This window comes from Pseudomonas sp. AK106 (assembly GCF_053903055.1).
The window spans coordinates 675,411-702,299 of record NZ_CP096426.1 but is presented as its reverse complement, the minus strand read 5'-3'; the positions used below and the strand labels follow the sequence as shown (position 1 = coordinate 702,299).

20 protein-coding genes are annotated in these 26,889 nt (G+C 57.2%); 8 read left to right on the top strand and 12 right to left on the bottom strand.

What is annotated here, in order from left to right; translation table 11 throughout:
- Positions 1 to 11: 11 nt before the first annotated feature.
- Entirely contained in the window at positions 12 to 1,187 is a 1,176-nt protein-coding gene (locus tag M1E04_RS03255) for a hypothetical protein (RefSeq protein WP_456292388.1), read from the bottom strand.
- A gap of 534 nt (positions 1,188 to 1,721) precedes the next feature.
- Here M1E04_RS03255 and M1E04_RS03250 point away from each other — a divergent pair.
- The 5 genes from M1E04_RS03250 to M1E04_RS03230 all read left to right on the top strand — a co-directional run bounded on the left by M1E04_RS03250 (position 1,722) and on the right by M1E04_RS03230 (position 9,563).
- Positions 1,722 to 3,164, top strand: coding sequence for a mannose-1-phosphate guanylyltransferase/mannose-6-phosphate isomerase (locus M1E04_RS03250; RefSeq protein WP_456292387.1), 1,443 nt, complete (start codon positions 1,722 to 1,724; stop codon positions 3,162 to 3,164).
- 345 nt (positions 3,165 to 3,509) lie between these two features.
- Positions 3,510 to 4,304 carry an ABC transporter permease gene (locus tag M1E04_RS03245; RefSeq protein ID WP_456292386.1) on the top strand — a complete coding sequence of 265 codons (795 nt, stop codon included), beginning with the start codon at positions 3,510 to 3,512 and terminating at the stop codon, positions 4,302 to 4,304.
- The gene (locus M1E04_RS03240; RefSeq protein WP_456292385.1) at positions 4,301 to 5,512 is read left to right on the top strand and encodes an ABC transporter ATP-binding protein; all 1,212 of its coding nucleotides are present in this window, start codon (positions 4,301 to 4,303) and stop codon (positions 5,510 to 5,512) included. Before M1E04_RS03245 ends, M1E04_RS03240 begins: the two co-directional genes overlap by 4 nt.
- Positions 5,512 to 7,080, top strand: a complete 1,569-nt coding sequence (locus M1E04_RS03235) for a class I SAM-dependent methyltransferase (protein ID WP_456292384.1) — start codon at positions 5,512 to 5,514, stop codon at positions 7,078 to 7,080. The genes M1E04_RS03240 and M1E04_RS03235 overlap by 1 nt, the downstream gene beginning before the upstream one ends.
- Positions 7,080 to 9,563, top strand: a complete 2,484-nt coding sequence (locus M1E04_RS03230; protein WP_456293142.1) for a glycosyltransferase family 4 protein — start codon at positions 7,080 to 7,082, stop codon at positions 9,561 to 9,563. The genes M1E04_RS03235 and M1E04_RS03230 overlap by 1 nt, the downstream gene beginning before the upstream one ends.
- A gap of 137 nt (positions 9,564 to 9,700) precedes the next feature.
- Here the strand turns inward: M1E04_RS03230 and M1E04_RS03225 are convergent, their stop codons facing one another.
- Genes M1E04_RS03225 through M1E04_RS03185 form a run of 9 tightly spaced genes read right to left on the bottom strand, consistent with a single transcriptional unit; the run spans position 9,701 to position 20,270 of the window.
- Entirely contained in the window at positions 9,701 to 11,992 is a 2,292-nt protein-coding gene (locus M1E04_RS03225; protein WP_456292383.1) for a DUF7024 domain-containing protein, read from the bottom strand.
- Between the two features lie 18 nt (positions 11,993 to 12,010).
- A complete protein-coding gene (locus tag M1E04_RS03220) occupies positions 12,011 to 12,943 on the bottom strand; it encodes a glycosyltransferase family 2 protein (RefSeq protein WP_456292382.1) in 933 nt (310 codons plus the stop codon).
- Positions 12,936 to 13,340: a GtrA family protein gene (locus M1E04_RS03215; protein ID WP_265388217.1), complete on the bottom strand. Its 405-nt coding sequence runs from the start codon at positions 13,338 to 13,340 to the stop codon at positions 12,936 to 12,938. Before M1E04_RS03215 ends, M1E04_RS03220 begins: the two co-directional genes overlap by 8 nt.
- Positions 13,327 to 14,262 carry an NAD-dependent epimerase/dehydratase family protein gene (locus M1E04_RS03210; protein WP_456292381.1) on the bottom strand — a complete coding sequence of 312 codons (936 nt, stop codon included), beginning with the start codon at positions 14,260 to 14,262 and terminating at the stop codon, positions 13,327 to 13,329. Before M1E04_RS03210 ends, M1E04_RS03215 begins: the two co-directional genes overlap by 14 nt.
- Positions 14,259 to 15,974 carry a thiamine pyrophosphate-binding protein gene (locus tag M1E04_RS03205; protein ID WP_456292380.1) on the bottom strand — a complete coding sequence of 572 codons (1,716 nt, stop codon included), beginning with the start codon at positions 15,972 to 15,974 and terminating at the stop codon, positions 14,259 to 14,261. Before M1E04_RS03205 ends, M1E04_RS03210 begins: the two co-directional genes overlap by 4 nt.
- 3 nt (positions 15,975 to 15,977) lie before the next feature.
- Positions 15,978 to 17,291 (bottom strand): lipopolysaccharide biosynthesis protein RfbH, encoded by a 1,314-nt coding sequence (gene rfbH / locus M1E04_RS03200; protein WP_369319807.1) that lies wholly within the window; start codon positions 17,289 to 17,291, stop codon positions 15,978 to 15,980.
- Positions 17,292 to 17,312: 21 nt separating this feature from the next.
- Entirely contained in the window at positions 17,313 to 18,401 is a 1,089-nt protein-coding gene (gene rfbG, locus M1E04_RS03195; RefSeq protein WP_456293141.1) for a CDP-glucose 4,6-dehydratase, read from the bottom strand.
- Positions 18,402 to 18,409: 8 nt separating this feature from the next.
- Positions 18,410 to 19,183 carry a glucose-1-phosphate cytidylyltransferase gene (gene rfbF / locus M1E04_RS03190; RefSeq protein WP_369319809.1) on the bottom strand — a complete coding sequence of 258 codons (774 nt, stop codon included), beginning with the start codon at positions 19,181 to 19,183 and terminating at the stop codon, positions 18,410 to 18,412.
- Between the two features lie 13 nt (positions 19,184 to 19,196).
- Positions 19,197 to 20,270 carry an FAD-binding oxidoreductase gene (locus M1E04_RS03185; RefSeq protein ID WP_456292379.1) on the bottom strand — a complete coding sequence of 358 codons (1,074 nt, stop codon included), beginning with the start codon at positions 20,268 to 20,270 and terminating at the stop codon, positions 19,197 to 19,199.
- 423 nt (positions 20,271 to 20,693) lie between these two features.
- Between M1E04_RS03185 and gmd the strand changes: the two genes are divergently transcribed.
- The 3 genes from gmd (at position 20,694) to M1E04_RS03170 (ending at position 23,878) form a co-directional block, all read left to right on the top strand.
- A complete protein-coding gene (gene gmd, locus M1E04_RS03180) occupies positions 20,694 to 21,725 on the top strand; it encodes a GDP-mannose 4,6-dehydratase (RefSeq protein ID WP_065988336.1) in 1,032 nt (343 codons plus the stop codon).
- A complete protein-coding gene (locus tag M1E04_RS03175; RefSeq protein WP_065988337.1) occupies positions 21,725 to 22,621 on the top strand; it encodes a GDP-mannose 4,6-dehydratase in 897 nt (298 codons plus the stop codon). The genes gmd and M1E04_RS03175 overlap by 1 nt, the downstream gene beginning before the upstream one ends.
- A 135-nt stretch (positions 22,622 to 22,756) precedes the next feature.
- On the top strand, positions 22,757 to 23,878 hold the full coding sequence (locus M1E04_RS03170; protein WP_456292378.1) for a glycosyltransferase family 4 protein: 1,122 nt from the start codon (positions 22,757 to 22,759) through the stop codon (positions 23,876 to 23,878).
- Between the two features lie 672 nt (positions 23,879 to 24,550).
- On the opposite strand, the gene M1E04_RS03165 is transcribed toward M1E04_RS03170, so the two are convergent.
- Both M1E04_RS03165 and yedA read right to left on the bottom strand, forming a co-directional pair.
- Complete coding sequence (locus M1E04_RS03165) at positions 24,551 to 25,888, bottom strand: DEAD/DEAH box helicase (protein WP_296315014.1); 1,338 nt, start codon at positions 25,886 to 25,888, stop codon at positions 24,551 to 24,553.
- A gap of 60 nt (positions 25,889 to 25,948) precedes the next feature.
- On the bottom strand, positions 25,949 to 26,848 hold the full coding sequence (yedA, locus tag M1E04_RS03160; RefSeq protein WP_065988340.1) for a drug/metabolite exporter YedA: 900 nt from the start codon (positions 26,846 to 26,848) through the stop codon (positions 25,949 to 25,951).
- Positions 26,849 to 26,889 lie beyond the last annotated feature (41 nt).

The following is a 26,889-nucleotide window of genomic DNA, read 5'->3' as shown; positions in this document are numbered from 1 at the left end:
ATTTTTTGAGACTACTCAACCGAACGGCGATCTAAAAAACTGAGATCTGTGTCTATATTTAGATCTTGAGGCGGACCGCTCAGAAACCGCTCAGCAAATATTCCAAGCACGAAATGCGGCTTAAATTTTGTAACCAGATCGGGATCTGCAGAATTCCCCCACGTAAACACTACCTCATCAAACTGGGCACACAACAGGCTCAGCATCTGGTTTGCGCTCGATGTGCCATACAAATATAGCCGCCCATACCCTTTGGGCTGCTCACGTAGCCTATGGAGCACATTGCCAGAAATTGTCGCGCCTGATATGAGCGCTGGGGTTATCGTGTCGAACACCACTCGAACTTCCGATCGTGACAAGACCTTCAGCGCTTGCTCACCTAGAGGCGGGTCTAGCTTATCGCCTAGGTCGCCCACAAACTCTTCAAGCTCAAGCTCTACATCATAGCTTGGCGCAATATTAAAAAAGCCAAGAACGAAATCCATTAAAAAGACCTGCCCCTTAGGAGACAGATGAGTATCCGTTTTATAAAAAAAACTAGCGGGATCGGATTCGCGCATCAAATCATCAGCAATATAGAAAGTGTAATTAGTAAGCCCCCCACCCAACTCTTCGCACAGCTGGATACTTGGCCTAGCCTCAGATATCGCCAACGGCACGGTCTTATAGGAGTTACAGATTACATTTTTGTCCGGCACTATGACTTGAAGGAATTTGCACCCTGACTGAATCGCGAATGCTCTTCGATAACTGAAGGTTCTGCGCAAATACTTCAGCATTTCCTTGTCAAGCGGCAGGTGCCCTTGGAGCACATCGTTGAATTTGTTTGAGTCGTTTTTTAGAAACAGCCAACCGTCTCGACCCTGTTCTACGAGGTCCTCGGCCCCCAGCCTTCTGCACTTCACTACGAAGCGAGACTGAGGAAATTCGAAAGCCAGCCCTTCAGCCTTGACGTCAACTATGTTTTTCCCAAAACTTAGATGCGGGGCAAGGGCAACCTCAAAGCCGTGATTGCCACTGCCAACGGCATCAAATATATCTTTTCTATACATATCGCAGATAGAGCTAAAAGCGAAATCCCCATTTACGAATATGTTGATACGCACAGAATTCGCTAAGTGGGCGGTATCTGCGATCCACCCGGCCAGCACCTCCTCATTTGCGATATCGACGTTACCTCTAATCATTTACCTCATCCTCGCGACGCTGCTCGAATCCAGACGGCCACACACTGCGGTGAACCGCTGACTCAACGGCGCTCTTTAACAACGTGTGTACCATATCAGGTGTTAAACAAGATCGAGCCTATCTTGATCAACGGCGATAACTGCCGCTAACCCAGTAAAGGCCACGGTCGCCAAACGAAGCCCTTTCAGGCTTCCGCACCACCCTCAGGGGGCCAGAAAACTGGCCACATTCTCGGATACTAAAAATATCGACCCGCAGCTTCAGCAGCTTAAGTGCCACGGCCCAACGTCGCGTGCGCTGTCCGTACCTGCTGCGATGCGCAGGCCCCATACAGCTTCGCGCCTCATCTCTGGTATTCTGATGCGAAGAACGGCTAGGCCCCAATTTAATCAGAGTGGCCGTACCTTCCGCTACAGACGAGCTGGTTCAGAGCCGCTGCTCCGTCGAGTGCCGATCACAATTAACACGTGCTCCGAACTGATCGGAACACCATCCATCATCAGTTTGCGCGTATTTGCTCAGGATAACCCCATATGGATCTAATCCCCGTAATCTTGTCAGGCGGCGTCGGCAGCCGGCTGTGGCCCGTGTCCCGCGAGGCCCATCCGAAGCCGTTCATGACGCTCCCCGACGGCCAGAATTTGATCCAGAAGACGTTCCTTCGGGCCGCAGCACTGGAAGGCGTTTCGCAAATCCTCACCGTCACCAACCGTGATCTGCTCTTCAAAACCGAAGACGAATATCGGACCGTGAACAAGGGGGAGCTGGCTCAAGCCTTCATCCTCGAGCCTTTCGGCCGCAACACTGCGGCTGCCGTTGCGATGGCGGCGCTGCAGATCAAAGAACTCAATGGCGCTGACGCGCACATGCTGGTCCTGGCCGCAGATCACCTGATCCAGGATGAGCGCGCCTTCGCTGCAGCCGTTGAAAACGCAGTACGCTTGTCCGAAAAGGGCTGGTTGGTCACCTTCGGCATTCAGCCGCAATACCCTGAGACGGGCTTCGGCTATATCGAGGCCGGTGGCTCCGCAGGCGAGGCAGGCGGCTTGAAGGTTTCGCGCTTCGTTGAAAAGCCGGACCTGAAGACCGCCGAGACGTACGTTGCCGCTGGCAACTACTTTTGGAACTCAGGCATGTTCTGCTTCAAAGTCGGGACAGTGCTCGAAGAGTTCGCCAAACATGCACCAGACGTCCTGGACGCGGCGGTCGAGTCAATCGCAAGTTCTCGATTGACCCAGTCGGCGGGCTACCACTGCCTGGCGCTGGACGCGGACTCGTTCGCCAAAGTGCCGGATATTTCCATCGACTATGCCTTGATGGAGCGCTCTGATCGCGTCGCCACTGTCCCTTGCGACATTGGCTGGAGCGACATCGGCTCGTGGAACGCGGTGAGCGAGTTGACCCCTCAGGACGACCACGGCAATCGCTGCGAAGGTGAAGTGCTTGCTCACGGCGCTCGCAACAATTACGTCAACAGCGAGGAGCGGCTGACCGCATTGGTTGGCGTTGAAGACCTGCTTGTGATTGATACGGCAGACGCGTTGCTGATCGCGCATAAGGATCACGCTCAGGACGTGAAACACATCGTCACTCAGCTGAAAAAATCCGGGCACACGCTTCACCAGTTGCACCAGACGGTGCATCGCCCGTGGGGCACGTACACCACGCTCGAAAACGGTGAGCGTTTCAAGATCAAACGCATCGTCGTCAAGCCTAAAGCGTCGCTGTCCCTGCAGATGCATCATCATCGCAGCGAGCACTGGATTGTGGTCAGCGGCATGGCAATTGTCGTGAATGACGATCAGGAGCTGATGCTCAACACCAATGAATCGACATTTATTCGTGCAGGGCATCAGCATCGCCTCACCAACCCGGGCGTGATCGACCTTGTGCTGATCGAAGTCCAGAGCGGTGATTATCTGGGTGAGGACGATATCGTGCGTTTTGAAGACGTCTATGGTCGGGCCGGTAGCTGAGGCGTAGCCTCTCGCCCGCTTATCCGGGCCTGGTTGCAGGGTCGCGTCAGGCGTCTCTGCAGCCAGTGACAGCGCATGAATCATTCGGGCGCCTCTACCCTCGATTCCGCACCCTCATGATCAACCCCAGCTTGCTCAAAGCAAGCTGCCTCCGTGCGGGCGGCGATTCGTCGCTTCTGGTATGGTGCCGGCACCCATGCCGTCATCAGGCGCTGGTGGAGGGGAGCCGATCATCTGCGGCAAGGTTTTATGCACGGCATAAGATCGCAAGCGGTGCATGAGCCAGGACGCCCCACCGATTTCGCACAACTCAGGCGTTACAGAACAGGTCATTGAGGTTTTAGAATGTACGGTATGTTGCAAGGGCTTTGGGAATACCGAAGCTTCATCATCACATCCATCCGCAATGAGTTCATCGCACGCTTTGCAAGGAGCAAACTAGGCGGGCTTTGGATGATCATCCACCCCCTCTCCCAAGTCGCGATCTACGCCCTCATTCTGTCCAACGTCCTCGCCGCCAGACTGCCAGGCATTGATAACAAATATGCGTACGCCCTCTATTTGATGGCGGGCATCCTGGCGTGGAACCTGTTCGCCGAGATTGTCGGGAGATGCCTGACTGTATTCATCGAGCAAGGCAATTTGATGAAGAAGATGCGCTTCCCGAGGATCGCGCTCCCTGTGATCGTTGTGGGCTCGTGCCTTCTCAACAACCTATTGTTGTTCGTCGCAGTTTTCATCGTATTCGCACTGCTGGGTCATATGCCCAGCCTTCAGATGCTCTGGTTGATCCCATTGACATTGACCGTCACCGCTTTGGCTGTCGGACTTGGCCTGGTGCTGGGCGTGCTCAACGTCTTTGTCCGGGACATCGGGCAGGTTGTGCCGATCGTGCTGCAGGTCTGGTTCTGGTTCACGCCTATCGTTTATTCGCTGAACATCATTCCTGAAAACATGCGGGGAGCGCTGGAATTCAACCCCATGTTCCCAGTGGTCACGGCTTACCACGATGTACTGGTTTATCAGGTTGCGCCTAACCTCGCTCACCTCGGCATAGCGATTGGCCTCTCCGCAGCTTTGCTGGTCCTGGGACTGTTTCTGTTCCGACGCGCCGCTCCTGAAATGGTGGACTCACTATGACCTTGTTATCCATCAGCCATGTGGGCAAGGCCTACCGCACCTATACATCCGAGTGGCAGCGATTCGCAAAATGGTTCTATCTGCCTGTCAAACCCAGCTATGAACACTGGGTGCTGCGTCATATCAACTTTTCGATCGAGGCAGGGGAAGCAATCGGTATCGTGGGTCAAAACGGGGCGGGCAAGTCGACGCTTCTGAAAATGATCACCGGCACCCTTCGCCCGACAGAAGGCAAGATCCAGGTCAACGGTAGGATTGCCGCCATTCTTGAACTTGGGATGGGTTTTAGCCCGGAGCTGACAGGGCGCCAGAACGTCTACCATGCTGCCGGTCTCATGGGCTTCAACACTGCACAGATCGATGAGGTCATCGAAGACATCGAAGCGTTTGCCGAGATCGGTGAGTACTTCAACGAGCCTGTCAGGACGTACTCCAGCGGGATGCAGATGCGCGTCGCGTTCGCGGTCGCCACTGCGTTCCGCCCGGATATTCTGATCGTCGATGAGGCCTTGTCGGTTGGTGACAGCTATTTCCAGCACAAGAGCTTCAGTCGCATCAAAGAATTCCAGCAAGCCGGAACTACGTTATTGATCGTGTCGCATGATCGAGGCTCGATCCAGGCGCTGTGTAATCGCGCCATCCTGATCGACAATGGCACAGTCATCAAAGACGGTCCTCCCGAACAGGTGATGGACTACTACAACGCAATCATTGCCCAGAAAGAAAACAGCACCGTAGAAGTGGTTTCCCTCGAAGGGAAAGGGGTACAGACGCGATCGGGGACAGGCGAAGCATCAATAGAAAGCGTGACGCTGTACGAGCGTGGCGCCCCGGTTGAATACGTCGGGGTCGGCGCTGAAGTGTGCCTGACGATCAACGTACAGGCCAACGTCGACCTCCCTGAGTTGGTCGTGGGGTACGTGATCAAGGACCGGCTGGGCCAGGATGTGTTCGGGACCAACACCCATCATCTTGAGTGCAAGTTGCACTCTGTTGAAGCAGGCACCCGGCTCTCTTACAAGTTTAGCTTTACGGCAAATCTTGGTATTGGTTCGTACTCGGTTGCTGTCGCCCTCCACTCCTCCGATACCCACATTGCTGAAAACTTTGAATGGCGGGACCTGGCGCTGGTGTTCAACGTTGTGAACATTTCAGAACATAAATTTATCGGTATGGCATGGATACCTCCTACCGTGGAGTGTGATTGATGGTTGCTCGTTTTTACAGGGCCTTTGAGGATCGTCACCGTGGCTCAAGGGAACTGATCCTCGAACGCCTCCAGGCCTACATGCCGTTCCTTCAACCGTTTCTCCAACTGGAAAATGGGCCAGTCGCTGTTGACCTCGGTTGCGGCCGAGGTGAATGGCTGGAAATGGTCATCGGCGCCGGGTTCGCTGCGCGCGGCGTAGACCTGGATGAGGGCATGCTTGAAGGTTGCCGAACGCGAGGCCTGCCGGCCGACCTGGGTGATGCCGTGGGCTCCCTTAGAGCGCGTGCTGCTGAGAGTGTGTCGGTCATCAGCGCATTTCACCTAGTAGAACACATACCTTTTACGGCGTTACAGGACCTCGTCAACGAGGCACTTCGGGTGCTGAAGCCCGGGGGGCTATTGATTCTCGAGACGCCTAACGCAGAAAACCTTTTCGTCGGATCCAACGGGTTCTATATGGATCCGACCCACGAGCGACCGATCCCGCACTTGCTACTGTCCTTCCTGACCGAGTTCTCCGGTTTTGAACGAAGCAAGCTGCTGCGCCTCCAGGAAGAAGCCCGCCTGCATGATCCCGCCACGTCGATTGACCTAATCACAGCGCTCGGCAGTTCCAGCCCTGATTACGCAATTGTCGCGCAGAAAAAAGCGGCTGACTCCGTAATGTCGCTTTTTGACGAACCCTTTGCCCAGACCTTCGGGATTACCCCCGGCGAGTTGGCTGCCCGTTACGATCAAAGTATTGAACAGCGATTTCAGGCTGTAGGGACGCAGATGGCGGAACTGTCGTCGACTACCGAGAAATTCCTGGCAGATACGAATATTGAACAAAGATTCCAGGAAGTAGGGACACAAATGGCGGAACTATCATCAACCACTGAAAAATTTCTGGAAACCATCTCGGAAATAACAACGGAATTAGGTGATGCGAAGTACAAGAATGGATATCTGGAATATCACAATGGCCTGCTGACTTCACGAAATGAAGCATTGGAGCAGCAAAACTTTGCGCTGGTTGATGAACACCTCACCGTCAGCGACGAGAATAAAAAGCTTAAAGCCAAGCACGCCGATCTTGAGGCCGTAATCCAGGATCTTCGTTCTGTCGTGCAGACCCTCGAAGATGGCACACATAATCTGCATGCCGACATGCAGCAGCTCCAGGTGCAACTGGACGGTATCGCCTCGGACAGGCACAACATGGCCACCCACTTGAACGCGGTAGTGCAGAGCACTTCGTGGAAAATCACGCAACCGCTCAGAAGACTCTCCAGTTTTGTTTCACGCAGCGAACCTGTTACTCGCAAAGCGAGCAAGAAGAGAGCGCTTGCCCTGAGGGCGATCAACTTCGTTTCTGCGCGCCCGTTTCTAAAGCCTTATGCCCGGACCGGCATCAAATTTTTACCGGCGTCTTTGCGGGCAAAGCTCTGGGCGCTATCTGTCCACTCGGTAGCACCGGTTGCCACAAGCCAGACGACACCTGCCAACGCCTCGTCTCTAAGCTTGCGGGAGGCCGAAATTTATATGGAGCTCAAACAGGCTTTTGAGCGCAAGGAAAGTAAGTGATGCGAATAGTAATAGACCTGCAAGGCGCGCAATCAGAGAGCCGGTTTCGTGGAATAGGCAGATATTCGCTTTCTCTGAGCCTGGCGATTGCAAAACTCGCACAGAACCATGAGATCTGGATCGCTCTGAATGGCAAGCTGACCGAGAGTATCGCCAGCATCAAAGCGGCCTTTGCGCCGCTGATTCCCGCAGACCGCATTCGCATATTCGACGTGCCCGATGATCGCGCGCCGGGGCCGTGGACTGCTCAGGCATCGGAAGTTCTCCGCGAACGGTTTCTTGATGCACTGGAGCCAGACGTCGTTCTGGTCAGCAGCGTCTTTGAAGGGCCTTGGGCTGGCGCTGTGACGTCTATCGGCGCCTGTGAGACCCGGCACAAGACTGCGGTCATTTTCTATGACCTGATCCCATTGCTGGATCCGGACGTCTATCTGCCGAATCCGGCATTGCGTGACTACTACTTCAGAAAAATCCAGTGGCTCAAAAATGCTGACATGCTGTTGGCGATCTCTAATTCGTCCAGCAATGAAGGCGCCGAGCACCTCTCGATACCTGTAAGCAAGATTGCGAATATTTCCGCGGCCATTGGAGACCAGTTCAAGCCGACGCAGCTTGATGCTGCTGGTTCTGCACTGCTGTTTGGTCGGCTAGGAATCACCGGCAAATACATTCTGTTTGCGCCAGGCGGTTTTGACCCCAGGAAGAATTTTGCCAGGCTGATAGAAGCGTACAGCACGCTCTCGCCTGAATTGAAGTTCTCTCACCAACTCGTGATTGCCAGCAAACTTCATCCGCCTCAGCGCAGCGAACTCTTGCAATACGCTGAAGCGTTCGGCTTGCAGGAGAACCAGTTGGTACTGACTGGGTATGTCGAAGATGACGAGCTCGTTGCGCTTTATTCGATGGCAACGCTTTTTGTCTTCCCGTCGACCCATGAGGGCTTCGGACTGCCCGTGCTGGAAGCCATGGCATGCGGTGCCCCCGTCATTGGTTCCAACTGCAGCAGCGTCCCTGAAGTCATAGGGATGGAAGAGGCCCTGTTCGATCCATTTTCGATCAGCTCCATTGCCGAAAAAATCGAACAGGGCCTCCAGGACTACTCATTCCGCGAGCGCCTCCTTGAGAACGCTCTCGAGCAGTCCAAACGTTTTTCGTGGGACGCGTCGGCAACCAAAGCGATCGCGGCTATCGAGTCCCTTGGCCCAAGGTCTCCGGTGGCTTCCTCCGGTATCGACAAGCACTCGGTGATTGCTGAGCTAGTCGCTATCGACGCTGCTCCGGAGTCTGACGAGGCGATCCAAAGGGTCGCGAAAAGCATTGCCTATAATTTCAAAGGCAATCAGGGTAGCCAGCTGCTGCTGGATGTCTCGAGCATTGTGCATTCGGATGCCAAGTCCGGCATTCAGCGAGTCGTGCGAAGCTTGCTGCACGAGTTCTTGAACTCCGCACCTGCCGGCTACGACGTGCGTCCGATTTACTATCAGGAAGGCTCTTACTACTACGCGGAGAAATTCACGTCAGCGGTGACATCTGACCAAACCGCCTCCATAGACTCGCCCATCGATGTCACTCAAGGGGATGTCTACTTATCCCTTGATCTGAATATGCACCTCGCCAGTCAGCTACAGCCATTGCACACCCACATGCAGAACGCGGGTGTGCAGATCAACTACCTGGTTTATGACTTGCTATTGATTCACCGCCCAGACTGGTGGCATGCGCCGAACCCTGATTTTTTCAGAAACTGGCTTGAAAAAATCTGCCTTGTCGGGGACAGACTGATCTGTATCTCTGAGGCGGTAGCGGTAGAACTGCGCAGCTGGCTCGCGGAGAACCCTCCGGGCCGAATCGACAGCGGCCCCGTTATTGAAAGCTTCCACCTTGGTGCCGACATCGATAACAGTTTGCCAAGCGGAGGGATGCCTGATGAGGCGGCCCAGACGCTGGATCTGATCTCGCAGCACCCTTCCTTCCTCATGGTCAGCACCATCGAGCCTCGCAAAGGGCATGCACAGACGCTCTCGGCATTTGAGCTGCTGTGGGAGCAAGGTCACGAGATCAATCTGGTTATTGTGGGCAAACGCGGTTGGCTGGTGGACGAGCTTGTTGCTCGACTGGAAACCCACCCGCAGATGCACAAAAAGCTGTTCTGGCTGGAAGGCATCAGTGACGAATATCTGGAGCAGGTGTATTCAACGTGCTCGTGCCTGATCGCGGCGTCCGAGGGTGAAGGGTTTGGCTTGCCGCTCATTGAAGCAGCGCAGCACAAAGTCCCGATGATCATTCGTGAAATCCCGGTTTTCCGGGAAGTAGCCGGCGTGCATGCGTCCTACTTCAGCGGCCTGGAGCCTCAGGCGCTTGCAGACTCGATCACCACCTGGCTGACGCAAAGGGAAACCGGGCATCACCCGTCATCGGACTCAATGCCTTGGCTGACGTGGAAGCAAAGTGCTGAGCAGCTGAAGGCAGTGCTGATTCCCTGAGACGATGCTGCCGGCAAAGGTGGCAAGGACGCCACAGGCCTGCCCTGCAGCCTGAGGTGCGGCTCAAGCGTCGCACCAATGGTCTCGAAGTGTTGGCGCTGAAGCCTCCTGCCAGGGAGGTCAGCGCCGATCTGGTGTCACGGAATTATCCGCATCGACACGAAGCCTATCCCAAGCACCCGATCGTCCGCGCTTCCAGAGAGCTGCTTGGGCGAAACCGGATTCGGCGGCACGAACGTTATGCTGTCGGCGCTTACGCCTGCGAGATCAACATCAAGACTGACTTGCGAGACACCTGCGGTCAGCCGGATGTCGTATTCACGATTGCCAATTTTGACGAGTGTCGGCTCTTGCCCCTTGGCACCGTAGAGCTGGGCCGTCAGCACGAGAGTGAATTTCTGCGGCAGGGGATCGGTAAATTTGAAGGACGCCTGCTGGGAGGACCATCGCCCCCATGGCTCCAAGGCATACAGACCTTGTGCGTCGCTGATGAACTCGGGGAAACCGCCTCGGGTAAAGTCTATGCCGCTTGGCAGGTCCGCACTGTAGCGCGGCCCAAGAGCGTCAACGTAGTAGCCGGCGACCTTCCCGATCTGATTTGCAGAAAGGCCTGCCAGATCGGGATGCGCGCTGTTATCGAGCTTAAAGAAAACCAGCTCTCTGTCGCCGCTCTGAAGTAACGGGACCTGTTTTAGCAACTGCGATACTTCCTGGATGAGCGCCTCAGCGTTATCAGCGTATCCACGGCGGTCTATATAAATACCATCAAACCCGAGCCTGCGGATCACCTCAATCTGGCGCTCCATAGGCTCTTGAGCCAGAGCACGATAGAACAGGTCACCCGGCCGGCCCTTCATGCCGCCAAAGCTCCAATGCAGCGCCGACGAGTGCAGCACGCCGGTCATCATCTGGTAATTGGACAGACGATTCATTATTGGGACTTCTGGAAAGCCTATATACGGCAGCTGATAGACCGCCCCCCCTGCAGGAAGCGCTTTTTCGACTGAGTGGATAAAGTCTCGGTCGCTATCGAACGCTGCATCATTAGTGGCATTGCAGTCTTTGCAAGGTGGAGCCGTCTGGTCGTACAGCCCTGCCAACAGCAAAACGAGCGCAATAGGCACCGAGTACTTGGAAAACAGAGGGGCTCTTTTCTGTAGCAAAAGCTGGAGCGAAATGAAGAAGAACAACAACGCGCCGCACGCTATGAAAATACTGTCTCTGTTCCATCCACGTATGGAGGGCGAGACCACCATGGCGAACAAGGAGCCCAAGCCTCCCACCGTCGCAAACAGGAACAATACAAATGTCGTGACCGCCAATAGGCGCAGCCTGCGGCTGGGTTCCGTACGGGCCGGGGCGAAGATCAGGTACAGCAACGCCATCATGAAGCCGACAGCACCGATCACACCGAGCGATGAAGTGGAATTCTCGTTGATCAGCGGGGTTATCTGGTTATAGAGCTGAGCCCCCTCACCTAATTTCGCAACTCGGTGGTCTGTCCGGGGCATCAACAACTGCATCATCTTCAGCCCATAGAGCTCGGACTCGCCTGGCGAACGCTGGGCGACCTCTGGATTAGGACCGTCTTTGAACGTCCCAATCACATTGGGCGCGATATTAACGGCTACACCAAAGACGGTCGCAGCAATGAGCAGTGCAGCTTTTGTCGCGCCGTGGGAATTGCGCGATGTCAGGGCACTCATCACACCGGCCGATGCAAGAATGATTATCCCAAACAGGGCGTAATACACGCCGAACGAGGCAAGAACGAGCATGCCTGCCGCCGCCACCACGATTCTACGCAGCGTAGGTCTGAGCCCCGACGGATGCGGACGATTCTGGGTATGGTAGATGTCCAATGCCAGATAGAAAAACACCGGAGCCACTAAATACCAGGTGTAAAAAAGATGCTGCAACCGCAGAAAGTGAAAGGGTGCAAACGTATACAGCACGCTGGCTGTCACCGCAAAACTGCGACTCAGGCCGAAAGCCCGAGCGGTTACGTAAGTTGCGACGAAACAAGAAGGGAATCCAAGCAGATAGAACAGTTTTACTCCACCCGGCCACCCCCCACTCATCAGGGAGAATACCTTGATCAGCAAATGGTCGGCACCGTCCGAACCCGGAAAATCAAGGAAGTTGGAGCCGAACGGATAACCACTTCTGAGGTTATCGAATAACCAGCCTTCCGCGACGCGTTGCGCCATCCAGGCGTGGAACAAACCGTCGCCCTTATACCCGAAAGGTCGCGTTAAGTCGGGCGTCAAACCGTCATGTAGCCCGCTCATGAGAATGCTGGCAAGGAAGAACGTCACGACCGCGCCGATGAGTATCAGCTTCCACTCAGAGGCAACGGTCGTACGCCACGATCTAAAAACATTCACATCGGCAGGGCGGTATGGGGCAGGTTTGATCAATGGCTTCAAAGTATAAGGCTCGGACAGTTAATCAAAATTTACGCGTTCGAGTTCGACGACCAGCGGCATGTTGCGGATCTTGGTGTGAACCGAACCCAGATACTCTCCGAGCATCCCCAGAAACAGAATCTGGACCGAGCTGAAAAAGAACAGCGAAATGAGCAGCGGAGCGATACCCATCTGAAAAGAGTTCCAGAACACCAGCTTGGCAATCAGGAAACCAAACGCTGCCAACAGGCTTAACCCTGCAAGCAACGCGCCCCCCATCACCATCAGACGCAAAGGCACTTTGGAATGGTTGGTGATACCCAGCATGGCAATGTCATACAAAGTGTAGAAGTTGTTGCTGGTGATGCCGCGCTGGCGCCGTGGTTGCTTGAACGGCACGGTTGCGATCGGAAAGCCGATTTCACACAGCAGCCCACGGAAGTACGGATACGGATCGTCAATCTTCTTGAGAATGTCCAGGACCGCACGATCAAACAGGCCTGCGCCTGTTGCGTTCTGCACCAGCGGGACTTCCGAGATGCGGGTCACGAAGCGGTAATAGGCGCGGCGTGCGATGAACATCAGACGCGACTCTTCGCTTTCTGGCTTCACCGCCATCACGGTCTTGAAGCCCTCCTCCCACTTTTTGACGAACTCTTCGATCATCTCTGGCGGGTCTTGCAGGTCGGAGGCGATCAGCACGGCCGCGTCGCCCCGAGCCTGTAGCAGGGCGTGGTAGGGCGAACGGATATGACCGAAGTTTCGGGCGTTAAGGATCAACTTGACCCGGTTGTCCTGCGCAGCCAGTGCGCGCAACTTCACGATGCTGTTATCGGTCGAGCAGTTATCAATGAAGATATGTTCGTAATCGTAGTCAAGGCGTGACATCACCTCGACGATGCGCTGGTGCAGCTCATCAATATTGGCTTCTTCGTTGTAGCAAGGGGTCACTATGCTGATGAGCTTACGCATAATTGAAAACATACCTGTTATTAATGACGAATGAGAGTAAAGCCATGGGCACGATCAGAGCGATGCCGGCTAGGTAAGGGTTTACGCCCAGCAACTTCAGCGCAGCGATCCCGGCCACGTTGGCTGCGTAGACAACGGCATAGCCGGCCACGAAACGAAAGATGAGTTTGTTGTTCTTCGAACCAAACACCAGGGCGCCAGTGCTTTTGAAGTTGAACAATACGCCCAGGATCGTGGCGAGCAGCAATGCCATGCTGTAGTGCAGACCGAGGTAAAGGAAGCCGGCAAAGCAGCCGTAGCCGAACGCCGCGTTCAACATCCCTACCAACGCAAACCGGACCAGTTTTATCTTGAGAAGCGCGTGAAGCCGTGGCCACGCTTTTTCAGTTTCTTGCATGCAGCGCCTGCCTGATTTCGCGCAACACGCCGCTCAGCGATGAGTCACCGGGCACATAGCCGAACAACTGCTCAGCCCTGCGATTGTGCGAATAGTAATGAGCCTTGGGCCCGGTCGCGTTCACCCGCGCCTGCTCACCAGCAACCGTAAACTTCAGACTGAACTCATCGCTCACCGCTGCCAGCAATTCGAACTTGCCCACCGGCGCAAGGCTGTAGCAGTCCACTGCATCGTTACCGGGAGGTGCCTGCAAAACACGGTCGATCAACTGCATGAAGTCGGCAGGTGTGAGGTAATCGCGAAGCATGTCATCGGGAGCAACTTCCAGCACGGTGCCCGTGTGCAGGGACCTCAGGATGTCACTCAGGAAGAACCGCGCCTCGCACGACTGGCGATGGCTGAAGTAGCTGAAGACTCGCACATCTGTAATGGCGGCCTCTGGCAGCGCTCGGTGGCGACATTCAGCCTGAAACTTGGCCGCGCCGTACCAGTGCTGTGGCTGCAGATCGTTGATGGGGAAAACGGCGACCGAGTCCCCAGTGATCGGTGCCGAGAAGTTGGTGCCGTACGCGGCGCCGCTGCTCAGGTAGATGTACTTGCAGGCAGGGTGGCTACGCAAATAGGCCAAAGCCAGATTGTCGTACTGCTCCGTGACGCTGAAAATCGCCTGGCCCATCTGTACGGCCCGCGCCGGATCGCCTACACCAACGAAGTTGATGATCGCATCGAACTCGCCGCTGTCATCGAAAGCGGCGTAGTCGAGAACCGGAAAGCCCTCGCACTCCGCGATCGTTTGAACGCCTGCGTCCAGGGTGGCGGGCGTTCGCACAAACAGCGTGCATGTGTACGCCGTGGATTGAGCGAGACTGGCTATCAGGTCCTTGGCGATGTGGCTGCTGGCTCCAAGGATGGCAACCTTCATTGACCCAGGTCCAGCAACGGCGACTGCTCGTGGATCGGACGGCCGAACTCAAGGCGCGGTCGGCATTCGCGGGCGTCTGGCATTAATACTTCGATAAGCATCGGCTTGCCGTTTGCCAGGAACTCCACGACCGCGGATTTGAACGTGTCCAGGTCGATCACGCTTCGCGAATCAATGCCGTACGCTTCACCCAGGGCTTTGAATTGCGAGGTATAGCCATCCCAGTACGTCGAGGAGTTACGCCCCTCGAAATACATCTCCTGAAAGCCGCGCACCATGCCCAATGAGTGGTTGTTCAGTACTACCGTCAGAATAGGCAGACGCTCACGGGCGATGATGTCCAGCTCCTGAATATTCAGCTGGGCCCCGCCGTCACCGGTAATCACCACAACTGGCTTGTGCCCAGCGATGCAGGCACCCACGGCCGCCGGAATGGCAAAGCCCATCGTGCCCAGACCGCCGGAGTGGTGCATGGCTTGACCGGCGTTCAGGCGCAACGTGTGCGCGGCCCACATCTGGTTATTGCCTACATCGGCCACGTAATCGAGCGCCCGGCCTTCGGTCAATTCGTTGAGGGCACCGAACAGAGCGAAAGGGCTGAAACCCAAGTCGGTGTACTCGTCCTTGAACGATTGCTCGAACACCTGCGCCAAACTTGCATGCCAGGACGGCGGCGCAGACGGCAGCATCGGAGCGCGAGCAATGAAGGAGGCGAAAACCCCTTCAAGGTCGGCGTGGATCGACTGCTGCGCCTTCACCCTGTTATCCAGCTGAGCGGCGTCCAGATCGAACTGCACGATGTGCGCGTTTTGGGCGAAGGTTTCGGGCTTGGCGCCGGTTTGGCGTACGTCCATGCGGCTGCCGAGAACAATCAACAGGTCGCAATGCTGCACGGCGTAGTTGGCCGCCCTCGTCCCGTAAGCACCGAGCATCCCGATGTAGTGCTCGCTGGCGGGCACCTTCTCGGCGCCCTTCAGGCTCGCAACGTGAGGGATGCCCAGCCTGCGGACCTCGCTCAACCATTGGCTGAACCCGGGTGTGTTCACCGCGCCGCCACCGATCAGGAACAGCGGCTTCTGAGCTTTCTCCAACAATGCCCAGACGTCTTCATGAGAGGCGTTCTGCGCAGGCACCCGGTCCGACTCGCGGGCCCATGCGCTCAGCAATTCATCAAGCACGGCGTCGTCGACTTCGGCCCGCTGAACGTCCATGGGAATGTCCAGAAGCACGGGCCCTGGCCTGCCTTCGCGGGCGATGGTGATCGCCTTGAGCAGGCAAGGAATCAGTTCGTCAACATGGGTGACCTGGTGAGCGTACTTGGTGATGCTGCTCACCAAGGCAACGCTGTCGAGCTCCTGAAAACCCTGTTGGCGAATAGCCCGATCGCCCTTCTGCTCATGGGTGTTGACCTGGCCGGTCAGGAACAGGCACGGATGGCTGTCCAACCAGCAGTCGGCAATTCCGGTAATCAGGTTAGTGGCGCCCGGGCCGCTTGTGCCCAGTGCCACGCCCATCACTTTGTGACTCGTCGCGCGCGCGACGGCGGATGCAGCGAAGGCGGCGCCTTGCTCATGGTGCATGGAAACCAACTTGGTCTTACCGAGCAAGTTGATACTGTCCACCAGGTGGGCAATCATTCCACCGATGAGCTCGAAACCGTAGAGGACTTGAGTGTCCGCCAGAACCTTGGCTACTGCATCCGATGCTTTCATAAGTTAGAAACCGATCCCGAAGAACTCTTCCAGTTTTTCACCAACGTAGTCGAACTGCTCCTGACCCAGCGACGGTTGCACGCCCAGCCAGAAGGTCTGGTTCATGGTGCGGTCGGTGTTGGTCAGTTCGCCCACGACGCGGTGCTCAACGCCATGGAAGTACGGCTGACGGGTCAAGTTGCCTGCGAACAGCAAACGAGTGCCGATCTTGTTCTGATCGAGGAACTTCAACAGGTCCACACGCTTGACGCCGGCAGTCTCTTTCAGCGTTACCGGGAAGCCGAACCAGGAAGGATCGCTGTTAGGCGTAGGCTCGGCGATTTCCAGGAAGTCGCTCAGGCTGGACAAACGCTCTTTCAACAGCTGGAAGTTGCGCTTGCGGGTTGCGATGAACTCCGGGGCGCGGTCGAGCTGGGCCAGGCCGCAGGCAGCTTGCATGTCGGTGATCTTCAGGTTGTAGCCCAGGTGGGCGTACACGTACTTGTGATCGTAACCTTGAGGCAGGCTGCCGAATTGCTGCCCGAAACGGTTGCCGCACGTGTCGTCGCAGCCTGGCGCGCAGTAGCAATCGCGGCCCCAGTCACGGAACGATTCAGCGATCATTCGCAGTTGGGCGTCGTTGGTGAATACCGCGCCGCCTTCACCCATGGTGATGTGGTGAGCCGGGTAGAAGCTGAGCGTGCCGATGTCGCCAAAGGTACCGACCATCTTGCCGTCGTAAGTCGCACCCAGCGCGTCACAGCAATCTTCGACCAGCCACAGGTTGTACTTTTCGCACAGCGCCTTCACCTTGCCCAGATTGAACGGGTTGCCCAAGGTGTGAGCGAGCATGATGGCCTTGGTCTTCGGCGTGATGGCCGCTTCGATCAAGTCTGCATTGATGTTGTGGGTGTTCATTTCCACGTCGACGAAGACAGGGATCGCGCCGAACTGAACGATCGGGTTGACGGTGGTCGGGAAACCCGCCGCAACGCCAATGACTTCGTCGCCCTTCTTGATTGCACGATCACCCAGTTTCGGTGAAGTGAGGGTGCTGAACGCAACCAGGTTGGCCGAAGAACCAGAGTTCACGGTCAGCAGGTGGTTCACGCCCAGGAACGCAGCGAGTTTCTTCTCGAACTCAGCGTTGAAGCGACCAGTGGTCAGCCAGCCGTCCAGCGAAGCCTCAACCATCAGCTGCAGTTCACGCGCGCCGATTACCTTGCCCGACGGAGGGATGACGGTTTCGCCCCCGACAAAAGGTTTGGCCGCCAAGGCAGTCTGGGCGTAGCGCTCAACGAGCTGGCTGATTTCCTGACGGAGCATATCGGGGGTCATAGTATTTCCTGCTCAAGCTAATTATCGGTTAGGCGCCAGTGGCATGGCTGCCATGTAGCTATTGATTTCTTCTACGCAACGGACATGCATGTCGGCACTCTCCATCCAGGCTCTGTGCCAGTTGACGATGCGAGTCAGCGTTGTCTCCAGGCCCCAGGTTGGTTCCCACTTCAGGTGAGCGCGGGCCTTGGATATGTCCAGCTTCAAATAGCGTGCTTCATGCGGCTGCGGGTCACTGTCAAGCTGCCAGCTAGCGCCAGCTCCCCACGCCTGCACCATGTGATCGAGTATCCATTCGACAGGTTGGGCGTCCTCGTCGCGAGGGCCGAAGTTCCAGCCCTGAGCGAATGACTGGCCATGCTCCCATAGGTGCTGGGCCAGAACAAGGTAACCGCTGAGCGGTTCAAGTACGTGCTGCCAAGGGCGGGTGGCCTTGGGATTGCGGACTACCACGGGCTTGCCCTGTTCGACAGCGCGCAAAATGTCCGGAATCAACCGGTCGTCAGCCCAATCGCCACCGCCGATGACATTGCCGGCGCGCGCCGAGGCCAGTGCAGCGGAGTGTTCACTGTTAAAGAACGAGTTGCGGTAAGCGCTGGTTACCAGTTCCACACAGCCTTTACTGTTGCTGTACGGATCGTGGCCACCCATGGGCTCGTTCTCGCGATAGCCCCATTCCCATTCCTGGTTCTCGTAACATTTGTCGGTGGTGACATTGACGATGGCACGCAGGCCGGGGCACTTGCGCGCGGCCTCCAACACATGAACGGTGCCCATCACGTTGGTGGCGTAGGTTTCGACCGGTTCCCGGTACGACAGCCTGACCAGCGGTTGCGCCGCCATATGGATCAGGATGTCCGGATTGAAGGCAACCATGCTCTCAGTCACAGTCTGCAGGTCGCGGATGTCGCCGATCTGCGACTCCATGCCCCGCTCAACCTGCGCTTGGTCGAACAGTGAAGGCGTAGTGGGTGGCGCCAAGGCAAAGCCTTTCACTTGCGCGCCCATGCCCTGCAACCAAAGGGCAAGCCAGCTTCCCTTGAAGCCGGTGTGGCCCGTGAGGAAGACCTTTTTGCCTTTCCAGAAGTCAGCGGAGACAGAAGCTTTCATAGTCGTTCTCAGTCCCAGAATTTCCAAGGCGCGTCGCCGCTCTGCCACAACTTCTCAAGCAGATTTTTATCGTGCAGGGTATCCATCGGCTGCCAGAAGCCCGGATGTTCGAAGGCCATCAGTTGGCCCTGTTCGGCGAGGCTCATCAACGGCCCCTGTTCCCAAACCGTGCTGTCGCCTTCCAGGTAATCCAGCACTTGCGGAGAAAGCACGAAGAAGCCGCCATTGATCATGGCGCCGTCACCTTTAGGCTTTTCCTTGAAGTTCAAGACCCGACCTTCGGCGATGTCCAGTGCGCCAAAGCGCCCTGGCGGGAAGGTAGCGGTGAGCGTGGCCGCTTTGCCGTGGCTCTTGTGGAAAGCGACAGCAGCGCTGATGTCCATGCTTCCAACGCCATCGCCGTAGGTGAAGCAAAAAGCCTCATCGTTGCGCACATAGTCCGCAACCCGACGCAGACGGCCACCGGTCATGGACGTCTCGCCTGTATCGACCAACGTCACATTCCAGTCTTCAGCGCGCTGGTCGTGAACTTTCATGGTGTTTTCGCGCATGTTGAACGTGATGTCCGACGTGTGCAGGAAGTAGTTGGCGAAGTATTCCTTGATCATGTAGCCCTTGTAGCCACAGCAAATGATGAAATCATTGATGCCGTGGGAGGAGTACATTTTCATGATGTGCCACAGAATCGGCTTGCCACCGATTTCAACCATTGGCTTGGGGCGAGTACCTGTCTCTTCGCTCAAGCGCGTACCCAGTCCGCCTGCCAGAATGACTGCTTTCATAACCGCTCCCTTGTTAATTCGAACTCACGAATGCATCGGAGTAAAAGTGTTTTACAGGCAGCCCGGCGCTCGTCAGGGCCTCCCGGGCAGAATGAATCATGGTTTCCGAACCACAGGCATAAACCACCGCATGAGTGAGGTCGAGGCCGTCATCAAGCAGGGCCGCCTGTACGTAGCCGGTTCGCCCCTGCCAAGTGGCATCAGGTCGAGACAACACAGGAATAAATGCTGCGTTCAGTTCATCAAGCCGGGGTGCCCAGTAAAAATCGGTAACTGCCCGCCCGCCCCAATAAATGAAAATCTTTTTGCCCGCAACTAAATCGGGATTGCCCTGCAATTGCTCCAGGATGGCCTTGACCGGCGCAATACCGGTTCCGGTGGCTAGAAACACCAGCGTGCTGGCTTTTTTGTCACGCAAGCAAAAAGTACCCAGCGGACCCTCCAGACGTAAAAGATCATTAGGTTTGGCGCTACCAAACCAGTAGCGCGACATCGCGCCTTGCTCGACCTCACGAATCTGAAGCTCCAGCTTGCCATCGTCACGCGGGGCGTTGGCCACTGAGTAACTGCGGCGCAGGCCCCCCTCGCCAATGACATCGAGGTACTGACCTGGAAGATACTGAAGCTTGCTTGCAGGCGGCACGCGCAGAATCACTTGCACGACGTTCCCCGCCAGACGAGTAATCGTATCGATCCGGCATGGGAGAGTTTTGACCTCTATCCCGCCCAGAGCACCTATGTCTTCGGCATCAATCTCTACGTCGGTCACAGCGCGGCGGCAGCAGGTGAGAATCATGCCGGCCGCAAGCTCCTCTTCAGTCAAAGACGTTTCGCCTTTGATGACCTCTGTTTCACCGCTGAGCACGGTGGTTTTGCAAACGCCACAACGACCCGTACGACAGCTGTATTCAAGGGTGATGCCGGCTGCTTTGGCGCTATCAAGCAGTGAGGCGCCGGGCTCGGAAATGAATGCCTGCCCGTTGTGAAGCTTTACTGAAACCATGGTTTTACCGGATCTGAATACTGAAAGGCTGCAGTCATTGCTGCTTGCTGACGCCTGTGACAAGGACTTTGAGACGATGAACATAACAAAAGCTGCATGCGGAAGATGCTTCATGACCGGGGCGCGAATCTACCTGGTACGACGCACACATAGGGTGCTTCTGAAGATGCTTCGGGGGACGGAGTTTACACTCTGATGCCCTGCTAAGTGCAGGATTTTGAGACGCAGCAGGGGGAAGGATTTTCCCCTAAGACGTGCCGCGTAGGGTATTCAGCATGCTGCCCTAGTCCAGGCGACCCTCTAACGCCTCGGACTAGCGAAGGGCCGATAAGGGGAATAGTCCAATGCTCTGCTCAACTATGGGACGCATATTTCACCCTCCCTACTCGAGCCCATCGTTGGTTCCGTGTATATTTCCCGGCAAATATTTCGCGCACGCCAGCGACCACTGCGACGCTGTCGGTTTCTGCCACCTATACGTCTATATGAACGGAGTTTGATCCCCGCATGAAAGCAATTGTTACCGGCATCACTGGTCAAGACGGCGCCTATCTGGCTGAACTGCTGCTTGGCAAGGGCTACACCGTCTACGGCACCTATCGTCGTACCAGTTCTGTCAATTTCTGGCGGATCGAAGAACTGGGCATCCAGAACAATCCAAACCTGCACCTGGTCGAGTACGACCTGACCGACCTGTCGGCCAGCATCCGCCTGCTGCAGACCACCGAAGCCACCGAGGTGTACAACCTCGCCGCGCAGAGCTTCGTGGGCGTTTCCTTCGAACAGCCAATCACCACCGCCGAAATCACCGGCCTGGGCGCTGTGAATCTGCTGGAAGCCATCCGTATCGTTAACCCGAAAGTCCGCTTCTACCAAGCGTCGACTTCCGAGATGTTCGGTAAGGTTCAGGCCATTCCTCAGGTCGAAGACACCCCGTTCTACCCGCGCAGCCCTTACGGCGTCGCCAAGCTGTACGCTCACTGGATGACCATCAACTATCGCGAGTCGTACGGCATTTTTGCGACCAGCGGTATTCTGTTCAACCACGAGTCGCCACTGCGCGGCCGTGAGTTCGTAACACGCAAAATCACTGACACCGTTGCCAAGATCAAGCTGGGTCTGCAGGACTCGCTGGTACTGGGCAACATGGACGCCAAGCGCGACTGGGGCTTTGCCAAAGAGTACGTCGAAGGCATGTGGCGCATGCTGCAGGCTGATGAGCCGGACACCTTCGTTCTGGCCACCAACCGCACTGAAACCGTCCGTGACTTCGTCGCGATGGCATTCAAGGCTGTCGACATCACCATCAACTGGAGTGGCGAAGCCGAAGAAGAAATCGGTACTTGCGCCGCCACTGGCAAGGTTCTGGTTTCGGTCAATCCGAAGTTCTATCGCCCAACCGAAGTTGAGCTGTTGATCGGCAACCCGGCCAAAGCCAAGGAAGTTCTGGGCTGGGAGCCTAAGACCAACCTGGAAGAGCTGTGCCGCATGATGGTCGAAGCGGACCTGCGTCGTAACGAAAAAGGGTTCTCGTTCTGATGAGTATCGCCGGCAAGCGAGCGCTGATAACGGGTATTCATGGATTTACGGGGCGCTACATGGCCGCCGAGCTCACAGCCCAGGGCTGCGAGGTGGTTGGCCTGGGCAGCAATCCGTCCGATGAAGCCAATTATTATCAGGCCGACCTCACCGATCTGGTGGGTCTGAGCAAGCTGCTGGCGGACCTTCAGCCGGATATCGTCGTTCATCTCGCGGCACTGGCGTTTGTCGGGCACGGCGCGGCGGATGCGTTTTACCAGGTCAATCTGATTGGTACGCGCAACCTGCTCGAAGCCATCGCCCACTGCGGCAAAGCGCCTGAAAGCGTTTTGATCGCCAGCAGTGCCAACGTGTATGGCAATGCGTCGGAAGGGTTGCTTGATGAAAGCACCAGGCCGGCGCCGGCCAACGATTACGCCGTGAGCAAGCTGGCCATGGAGTACATGGCCAGTCTGTGGTTCGGGCGGTTGCCGATCATCATCGCGCGCCCGTTCAACTACACCGGCGTCGGCCAGGCGGAAAACTTCCTGCTGCCGAAGATCGTCAAACACTTCCGCGAGAAGGCCGAGAAAATCGAGCTGGGCAACCTGGATGTCTGGCGCGATTTCAGCGACGTCCGTTCGCTGGTGGCCGCTTACCGCGGGCTGCTTGAAGCCAAGCCGTTCGGTCAGTACGTGAATGTCAGCTCCGGCAAGACTCACTCGCTGCGTGAAGTGCTCGACATGTGTCGCGCCATCACCGGCCACGACCTCACCGTCGAAGTGAATCCTGCTTTCGTGCGGGCCAACGAGGTCAAGACCTTGTGCGGCGACAACAGCAAGCTGAAGTCGCTGGTCCCGGGCTGGCAGACACCCGAGCTGAGCGAAACGCTTGGCTGGATGCTGGCCGACGCGTAACGCCGCAGTACCCAACCCGAAGCGCTGTGTGGCGCTTCGGGTTTTCCTTTATCCTCCGCTCCACACATCCCCGCTCTGCCCGCAACGCACCTATCGCGAGAACAGCGGACGTTATCGTTTCGTCAGAGAATCCTGATGACCAAAGTTTTGCACTTCTTCAAGACCTACTTCCCGGAAAGCAAGGGCGGTGGGGTCGAGCAAGTCATCTTCCAGCTGGCACAGGGTTGTCAGACCCATGGGATCGAGTCCCAGGTGCTGTCGCTGAGCACACAGGGCGCGGCGCGTAACGAGACGGTCGGCAATCACATCGCCCACCGTTCAAAGCAGGATCTGTACGTCGCGTCGACGGGCTTTTCGGTGTCGGGCATTCGGGACTTCAAAGAGCTCGCGCGCGACGCTGACATCGTGCATTACCACTTCCCGTGGCCGTACATGGACATCGCGCACTTCGCCGCGCAGATCAAAAAGCCGACGGTGGTGAGCTACCACTCGGACATCATCAAGCAGAAGACACTGCTCAAGCTGTATGCGCCGCTGATGAACCGCTTTCTGGGGAGCGTTGATCGGATCGTCGTGTCTTCGCCCAACTACGCCGCGAGCAGCGACGTGCTGACCCGGTTCAGGGATAAGGTCGAGATCATTCCGTTCGGGCTGGATCGGGCCACGTACCCTGCCCCGTCTCAGGCGAAACTCGAGCACTGGAAGCAGCAACTGGGCGAGCGCTTCTTTCTGTTCGTCGGTGCGCTGCGTTACTACAAGGGGTTGGATTTTCTGCTTGAGGCTGCACACAAGAATCGTCTGCCGGTGGTGATCATGGGCGGCGGTCATCAGGAGCTGGAACTCAAAGCGAAAGCCAAGGCGCTCGGGCTTGGCACTGTCGTGTTTGTGGGCAGCCTGCCGGATGAGGACAAGAACGCGCTGCTGATGCTGTGTGAAGCGTTTGTATTCCCGTCGCACCAGCGTTCGGAATCCTTCGGGATCTCGCTGCTGGAAGCGGCGATGTATGGCAAGCCGATGATCTCGTGCGAAATGGGCACGGGCACCACCTTTATCAACATCGCGGACGAGACCGGGCTGGTGGTTCCGCCACGGGATTCGGATGCGTTGGCGGCCGCGATGAATACGCTGTGGAATGACAGAGAGCGGGCGACGCAGATGGGGTTGAAGGCGGCGCAGCGGTTTGAGTCGATGTTTACCGCGGAAGAGATGGTGCAGGGGTATGCGGATCTTTATCAGGATGTGCTGCGCCGGCGATAGGTATTAGCAGGATTGGCTTTAGCCGGGAAGACGCCGGTCGTCACGCCGCACAATTAATGGCGCTCACACTGGCCTCTTCCCGGCTGAAGCCGGTCCTACTGACACAGCGCGCTCCCATTGATCGCGTACACCCGTAGGACTGGCTTTAGCCGGGAAGGCGTCAGGTGTCACGCCGCAAATCTCATGGAGCTCATGCCGGCCTCTTCCCGGCTGAAGCCGGTCCTACTGACAGCACGCGTTCACCCTGTGGGACTGGCTTTAGCCGGGAAGGCGTCAGGTGTCACGCCGCAAATCTCATGGAGCTCATACCGGCCTCTTCCCGGCTAAAGCCGGTCCTACTAACACAGCGCGGTCCCGCATTGATCGCGTACACCCGTAGGACTGGCTTTAGCCGGGAAGGCGTCAGGTGTCACGCCGCAAACCTCATGGAGCTCATGCCGGCCTCTTCCCGGCTAAAGCCGGTCCCACTGACACAGCGCGGTCCCACATTGATCGCGTACACCCGTAGGACTGGCTTTAGCCGGGAAGACGCCGGTCGTCACGCCGCACAATTAATGGCGCTCACACTGCCCTCTTCCCGGCTGAAGCCGGTCCCACTGACACAGCGCGGTGCCACATTGATCGCGCTGAAGTCCGGGCACTGGTGAGAGGGCCCGGACTCTGCCGCTCTTCTTACGGCTTACGCTTGCGCGGTCCGGTGTTGAACACCGGCACTTTGCGCACAGGCTTGATGGACGGCACTTCTGCCGCCGCTTCGCCGCTGTCGACCCACTTGCCCAGATTGCGTTTGCCGCCTCCGCCACTGGTTTTGGGTTTCTTTGGCTTTTTCGGCTTTTTCAGAACCTGCCCGGTCGCGTCGGTGGCGGGTACCCGGTGTTCTGGAATGAAATCCGGTTCCTCGCGGCGCTGCAGGGTCTGGCGGGTCAGCATTTCGATGGCGCTGAGCAGGTCGACTTCGTCGGCGCACACCAGGGAAATCGCCTCACCGGTCTGGCCCGCGCGGCCGGTGCGACCAATGCGGTGGATGTAGTCTTCGGCAACGATCGGCAGGTCGAGGTTGACCACGGTCGGCAGGTCGTCGATGTCCAGACCGCGAGCCGCCACATCGGTCGCGACGAGGATCTGCACGTCACCGCTCTTGAAGCGATCCAGCGCGCGCTGGCGAGTGGCCTGGGGTTTGTCGCCGTGAATGCCGTCTGCGTTGAGGCTCAGACCCTGCAGACGCTCCACCAACTGGTCGACACCGACGCGGGTTTTCGCGAAGACCAGCACCTGACCCCAGCGATGCTTCTTGAGCAGATGGATGAACAGTTCGCTCTTGCGCTTCTTGTCGACGGTGACGATCCACTGCTTGACCGACGACGCCGCCACGTTGCGCGGGCTGACTTCGATGGTCAGCGGGTTGTCGAGCATCTGCCCGGCCAGCGCGCGGATCGCATCGGAGAAGGTCGCGGAAAACAGCAGCGTCTGGCGACGTTTCGGCAGCGCGGCGTAGATGTCGCGCAGTTCTTCGGAGAAGCCAAGATCGAGCATGCGATCGGCTTCGTCGAGGATCAGGGTCTGCAACTGCGAGAACTTCACGGCGTTCTGGCGATACAGGTCGAGCAGGCGGCCGGGGGTAGCAACCAGGACGTCAACGCCTCGACGCAGTTTCATCATCTGCGGGTTGATGCTGACGCCGCCGTAGGCCGCGTAAGTGGTCAGCGGCAGGTGTTCGGCGTATTGCGCAATGGCTTCGTGAACCTGCTCGGCCAGTTCGCGGGTCGGCACCAGCACCAGCGCGCGCACGGAGTTGGCGGCGACCTTCGGGCCTTCCATGGTCAGGCGTTGCAGCAACGGCAGCGCGAAACCTGCGGTCTTGCCGGTACCGGTCTGGGCAGCGGCCATGAGGTCGCGGCCTTCGAGCACGGGCGGAATCGCCTGGGCCTGAACGGGGGTGGGAGTCTGGTAGCCCAGTGTTTCGAGGGCACGCAGCAGGGGTTCGATCAGGCCGAGGGAGGCGAATGTCATTTCAGTACCGTTGGAAAAAGGTCAGCGCACAAGAGTCTGTAGAAGACAATGGCGCGCAGTTTACCCTTTCTGCAACGGTTTCTGCTTGCGCCACTGCGGCAGGCCGATGAGCACGACGGCGCTGATGATCACCGCCATCGCTGCACCTTCCGCCCAGCCGATGTGTTCGCCGGCGAACAACACGCCGAGCAACACCGCCACCGCCGGGTTGACGTAGCAATAGCTGGTCGCGGCGGCGGGTCGCACGTTCTTCAGCAGGTACATGTAAGAGCTGAACGCGACGATGGAGCCGAACACCACCAGATACGCCATCACCAGCCAGCCCGACAGGCCGGGGGATTGGGTCATGCGTTCGCCGCTGATGAAGCTGCCGAGCAACAGCACGGCGCCGGCCACCAGCATTTCACAGGCGCTGGCCATCGGTCCGGCGGGCAATGGCAGGTAGCGGCTCCACACCGAACCGAACGCCCAGGTCGCGGCGGCGAAGATCACCAGCGCAGCGCCCATGGGGCTGGCCTGCAGGTTCGAGCCGAGGTTGAGCAAGGAGATGCCGACAAGGCCGAGCAGGATGCCCGCCCATTCCAGCCCCGTGTTGCGATGGCCCCAGAACAGGCCGAACAGCAAGGTGAACAATGGCACCACGGCTACTGCCAACGCTGCGACACCAGAAGCAACGCCTGCGTGCTCGGCCAACGTGACGCCGCCATTGCCGCAGGCGAGCAACAGAAAGCCGATCATGCCGGCGGATTTCCACTGTTTCCAGGTGGGCATCGGCGCGCCACGAAAGCGCATGAAGGCGAACAGGATGGAACCGGCGATGGTAAAGCGCACCCCGGCCATCATGAGCGGAGGCCAGGTTTCGATACCGATGCGGATGGCGAGATAAGTTGAGCCCCAGATCACATAAAGCGCGAAAAAGGCCCCGATGAGCAGCAGGGGAAAACGGCGGGCGGCAGGCATGAAAGGCTCTAGTACAGTCGTTTATTGTGGGACTGATTCTA